Origin of the sequence: Mesorhizobium sp. B2-4-3 (assembly GCF_006442815.1) — a bacterium.
In the GTDB taxonomy this organism is placed as follows: Bacteria; Pseudomonadota; Alphaproteobacteria; order Rhizobiales; family Rhizobiaceae; genus Mesorhizobium.
This window is the reverse complement of sequence record NZ_VFVL01000066.1, coordinates 1-5,209: the sequence shown is the minus strand read 5'-3', so window position 1 is coordinate 5,209 and position 5,209 is coordinate 1. Positions and strand designations below refer to the sequence as shown.

Here is a 5,209-nt window from a genome sequence, read left to right as displayed (position 1 = left end):
AAAACTGTCACCCATCTAATCGGTCCATTCTGTTACCTATCTATCCGGTTCGGACACCTGCCGGCCATCTCCCCCACAAGGGGGGAGATCACTCATCCCTGCGACGGCGTGAACCGCGCCATCAGCGTATGGCTGTCCGCCGGATAGACGAACCGCACATGCGTGACCGGATGCTCGGCGCTCCAGGTGCGGCGTTCGACCACCAGGCAGGGCGCGCCCGGATCGATGTCGAGCGCGTCGGCGATTGCGTCGTCGGCGGCCATGGCGCGGATGCGGTGCTCGGCTTCGCTCCACGGCACGCGGCCGATCAGCCAGGGGCCTGGCGCGATCTCGAGAAATTCCTCCTCGCCGGCTTCGGCCACGGCTGAGAGATTGATCAGCCGCTGCTCGAGCGCGAACGGCCGTTCGCCGGCAAAATGCAGGCCCTCCAGCGCCAGCACCGGACCCGGCGCGGAAAGCCCGAGCAGCGCGCGGTCCTCGGCACCGCTGCGCCGTCTCAGGCGCTCCAGCCGCTCATAGCGGTAGGGCAGGCCGAGCGCCTCGACCTCGATCCGGATGTCGTGCAGCTCCAGCACCGCTGCCTGCGACTGCGGCTGGCGCACGAAGCTGCCGGAGCGGCGGCGGCGCTCGATCAGCCCAGCCTTGGCCAACTGCGACAGCGCCTTGTTCACCGTCATGCGCGAGCAATTATAGTGAGCCGTCAGCTCATGCTCGAAGGGGATGCGATGGCCCGGCGCCCAGGCGCCCGAGAGGATCTTTTCGCGGATGTCGGACAGGATGCGCTGATGCAGCGAGAGGATCTCGCCGCCTTCGATATCGTCTGTCTCGACCAAGCTCATCGAATATTCCTGTTCAGCCTTGCGACAAGGCGGTCATGACTTTGCGGAACCGCTTGGCAACCGCTTCGCGCTTGGCATGCCTGCCGCCGCTGACCTGCTTTTTGCCCTGCACCCAGGCACAATCGACCTTGGTGCCATTGGCAAAGATCCAGGCGTCGAGGATCGCGTCGCCCGCCTTGCCGGCAAGCGAAGGATGACCGGCGTCGAGCGAGACCAAATCGGCTGGATCACCGGCGGCAATTCGCGAAGGGCCGGCGCCAAGCGCCTGGCTACCGCCGTCGAGCGAAGCGTCGAACAGCGCGCGTCCCGTGGATCCGCCGGCCCGCGCCAGCACATTGCGGGCACGGTGGGCGAGGCGCTGCGAATATTCGAGCTGCCGGAGCTCGTCCGGCAGGCCGATCAGCACATTGGAATCGGAGCCGACGCCGAAACGGCCGCCATGCTCGATGAACAGCGGCGCGGCGAACGTGCCATCGCCGAGATTGGCCTCGGTGATCGGGCAGAGCCCGGCGATCGCGCCGGTCCGGGCCATGGCGATCGTCTCGGTCTCGGTCATATGCGTGGCGTGGATCAGGCACCAGCGTTTGTCTACCTTGGCTTTGGCGAGCAGGAATTCGACTGGACGCTTGCCCGACCAGGCGACGCAATCCTCGACTTCCTTCACTTGCTCGGCGACATGGATGTGGATAGGTCCGTTCGGCGCCATGGCCGCGACCGCGTTGAGCTCTTCCGGCGTTGCGGCGCGCAAGCTGTGCGGCGCGACACCGACGACAGCCTGCTCCAATGAGCGAACGCCCTCGCGGGCTTTCTCAAGCAGACGTCCGAAGCGTTCGACATCATTGATGAATCGCCGCTGGTCTTCGTTGGGCGCGGCGCCGCCGAAGGCGGAATGAGCATAGAAGACCGGCAGCAGCGTCAGCCCGATGCCGGTGTCGGCGGCCGCGGCGGCGATCCGCTCCGCCATCTCCGCGAGATTGGCGTAAGGCTGTCCGTCGCGGTCGTGATGCAGGTAATGAAATTCGCCGACGCGCGAGAAGCCGGCCTCCAGCATTTCGACATAGAGCTGTGACGCCACCGCCTCGACCTGGTCCGGTGTCATCGACAGCGCGAAGCGGTACATCACCTCGCGCCAACTCCAGAAACTGTCGGCCGAAGGGCCGCGCAGCTCGGCCAGACCCGCCATGCCGCGCTGGAAGGCGTGGCTGTGCAGGTTAGGCATGCCGGGCAGGACGATGGCATGGCGCTCGTCGCCGGCCTGCGCGGAAGCGCCGGCCTCGACCGTGGAGATGCGGCCGCTGTGGAAGGCGATCCTCACATTGTCTTTCCAGCCCTCGGGTAGCAGCGCCTGTTCCGCAAAGATCGTCGTCACCTGCGTCTCCAAATCTCGATGCGTGAGCGACGATACCGCTTGCGTCGCGTTGCAATATGTATATACATAATCGCCATCCTTTCAAATGGAAAAGATGATGGGTGGAGCAAACAAGAAGAGCGGCCTTCGGGTCTGGCGCAATGCGCGCCTGGCGACCATCGCCGAGGGCGCGGCCGGCCTCGGTATCGTCGAGAAAGGCGCGGTCGCCGCGCGCGACGGGCTTATCGTCTATGCCGGCCCCGAGGCCGACATGCCGGCTTCGGTCGGGCAGGGCGCCGAGGCCATCGACTGCTCCGGACGTTGGATTACCCCCGGCCTGATCGACTGTCATACGCATCTTGTCTATGCGGGAAACCGCGCCAACGAGTTCGAGATGCGGCTGGCCGGAGCAACTTATGAGGATGTGGCGCGCGCAGGGGGTGGCATCGTCTCCTCGGTCAAGTCGCTGCGCGCTGCGAGCGAGGACGAGCTAGTCGCCCAGACGCTGCCGCGGCTCGACGCGCTGATCGCCGAGGGCGTCACCACCGTCGAGGTCAAGTCCGGCTACGGCCTTGATGCCGACAATGAGAAGAAGTCGCTGCGCGCCGCCCGCCGGCTGGCCAGTGAGCGGCCGGTGACGATCCGCACCACTTGTCTCGCCGCCCACGCCCTGCCGCCGGAAGCCAAGGGCGACAAGGACGCGTTCATCGATCTCGTCGCCGGCACGATCCTTCCGCAAGTCGCCGCCGAAAAGCTCGCCGACGCCGTCGATGGTTTTTGCGAGGGCATTGCCTTCTCGCCGGAACAGATGGCGCGCGTCTTCGACAAGGCCAAGGCGCTTGGCCTGCCTGTAAAACTGCACGCCGACCAGCTTTCCAACCTGCATGGCGCGGCCCTTGCCGCCAGCTATGGCGCGTTGTCGGCCGACCACCTCGAATATACGGACGAGGACGGCGCCGAAGCGATGGCCAAGGCCGGCACCGTGGCGACGATCCTGCCCGGCGCCTACTACTTCATCCGCGAGACGAAGAAGCCGCCTGTCGACCTGTTCCGCCGGCACGGCGTGAAGATGGCCGTCGCCACCGACAGCAATCCCGGCACCTCGCCGCTCACCTCGCTGCTGCTCACCATGAACATGGCCGCGACGCTGTTCGGCATGACCGTCGACGAATGCCTCGCCGGCGTCACCCGCGAAGCCGCGCGTGCGTTGGGCTTGCTTGAACGGACCGGCACGCTGGAAGCCGGCAAATCGGCCGATCTCGCCATCTGGGACATCGAGCGTCCGGCCGAACTCGTCTACCGCATGGGCTTCAATCCGCTCCATGCCCGTATCTGGAGAGGACAATGACCGAACTGACCCTGACGCCCGGCAACGCGACGCTTGCCGACTGGCGCGCCATCTATCGCGGCGCCGTGCCGAAGCTTGACGCCGCTTGCCGGCCGAAGATCAGGGCCAGCGCCGAGGCGGTCGCCCGCATCGTCGCCAAGGGCGAGCCGGTCTATGGCATCAACACCGGCTTCGGCAAGCTCGCCAGCGTCCGCATCCCGGCTGACGATCTCGAAACCCTCCAGCGCAACATCGTGCTTTCGCATGCCGCCGGCGTCGGCGAGCCGATGCCCGTCGCCGTTGTGCGGCTGATGATGGCGCTGAAGCTCGCCAGCCTGGCCCAGGGCGCCTCCGGCGTGCGGCCCCAGACCATCGAATTGCTGGAAGCCATGCTCGCCAACGACGTCATCCCCGTCGTGCCCGCGCAAGGCTCAGTCGGCGCGTCCGGCGACCTCGCGCCGCTCTCGCATATGACGGCCGTGATGATCGGCGTCGGCGAATGTTTCACGCCGCATGGCCGTTTCCCGGCCAAGGTCGCCTTCGTCTCGCATGGGCTGGAGCCGGTGACATTAGGCGCCAAAGAGGGCCTTGCGCTGCTCAACGGCACGCAGTTCTCGACCGCTTTTGCGCTCGCCGGCCTGTTCGAGGCCGAGGTGCTCTACCAGTCGGCGCTGGTCGCCGGCGCGCTGTCGACCGACGCGGCACGAGGCTCCGACGCGCCTTTCGACCCGCGCATCCATCTTTTGAGAAAGCATCGCGGCCAGATCGAAACGGCGAATGCGCTGCGCAACCTGATGGCCGGCAGCGCCATCCGTGAATCGCACCGCGTCGGCGACGAGCGCGTGCAGGACCCGTACTGCCTGCGCTGCCAGCCGCAGGTGATGGGCGCCGCGCTCGACGTGCTGCGCAAGGCCGCCGACACGCTTGAGACCGAAGCCAATGGCGTCACCGACAATCCGCTGATCTTCGCCGAGGACGACACCGCGCTTTCGGGCGGCAATTTCCACGCCGAGCCGGTGGCCTTTGCCGCCGACATGATCGCGCTCGCCGTCTGCGAGATCGGCTCGCTGTCGGAACGGCGCATCGCCATGCTGGTGGATCCGGCGCTGTCCGGCATGCCGGCCTTCCTGACGCCGAAGCCCGGCCTGAACTCCGGTTTCATGATCCCGCAGGTGACGGCGGCGGCGCTCGTTTCGGAAAACAAGCAGAAGGCCTATCCGGCGAGCGTCGATTCCATTCCGACTTCCGCCAACCAGGAAGACCATGTCTCGATGGCGGCGCATGGCGCGCGCCGTCTGCTCGGCATGATCGAGAATGCAACCGCCGTCATCGGCATCGAACTGCTGGCGGCGGCGCAAGGCTGCGATTTCCATCAGCCGCTTGCGTCCAGCGAAGCGCTGGAAGCCGTGCGCAAGCTGGTGCGGGCCGAGGTGCCGCATCTCGACAATGACCGCCATTTCCATCCCGACATGGAAAAGGCGATCGCGATGGTCCGTAGCGGCGCCACCGTGGAGGCGGCGGGTGCCGTGAAGCTGCCGGGGATTGCGTCGTGAGCATGTTAGCCATCGAAGACCGCGTTCCTTCGCGCCCCCCTCTGTCCTGCCGGATATCTCCCCCACAAGGGGGTGTATGGACTGGGGACATCGCGAACAGGTGTGCGAAGACATCGCGAACAGTTTCGTGCGTTTTGCGCGG

4 protein-coding genes are annotated in these 5,209 nt (G+C 66.3%); 2 read left to right on the top strand and 2 right to left on the bottom strand.

What is annotated here, in order from left to right; all coding sequences use genetic code 11:
• Positions 1-92: 92 nt before the first annotated feature.
• Both hutC and FJ956_RS30265 read right to left on the bottom strand, forming a co-directional pair.
• Positions 93-839, bottom strand: coding sequence for a histidine utilization repressor (gene hutC, locus FJ956_RS30270; RefSeq protein WP_140684974.1), 747 nt, complete (start codon positions 837-839; stop codon positions 93-95).
• A gap of 13 nt (positions 840-852) precedes the next feature.
• On the bottom strand, positions 853-2,208 hold the full coding sequence (locus FJ956_RS30265) for a formimidoylglutamate deiminase (RefSeq protein WP_140684975.1): 1,356 nt from the start codon (positions 2,206-2,208) through the stop codon (positions 853-855).
• 97 nt (positions 2,209-2,305) lie between these two features.
• Here FJ956_RS30265 and hutI point away from each other — a divergent pair, with 97 nt between their 5' ends.
• Both hutI and hutH read left to right on the top strand, forming a co-directional pair.
• Positions 2,306-3,535, top strand: a complete 1,230-nt coding sequence (gene hutI, locus FJ956_RS30260; RefSeq protein WP_181170422.1) for an imidazolonepropionase — start codon at positions 2,306-2,308, stop codon at positions 3,533-3,535.
• Positions 3,532-5,067: a histidine ammonia-lyase gene (gene hutH / locus FJ956_RS30255; RefSeq protein ID WP_140684977.1), complete on the top strand. Its 1,536-nt coding sequence runs from the start codon at positions 3,532-3,534 to the stop codon at positions 5,065-5,067. Before hutI ends, hutH begins: the two co-directional genes overlap by 4 nt.
• Positions 5,068-5,209 lie beyond the last annotated feature (142 nt).

Excerpts from the sequence above, each read along its gene's own strand:
- hutC (WP_140684974.1), bottom strand. The coding sequence starts at position 839 with ATGAGCTTGGTCGAGACAGACGATATCGAAGGCGGCGAGATCCTCTCG.
- hutI (WP_181170422.1), top strand. The coding sequence starts at position 2,306 with ATGGGTGGAGCAAACAAGAAGAGCGGCCTTCGGGTCTGGCGCAATGCG.
- hutH (WP_140684977.1), top strand. The coding sequence starts at position 3,532 with ATGACCGAACTGACCCTGACGCCCGGCAACGCGACGCTTGCCGACTGG.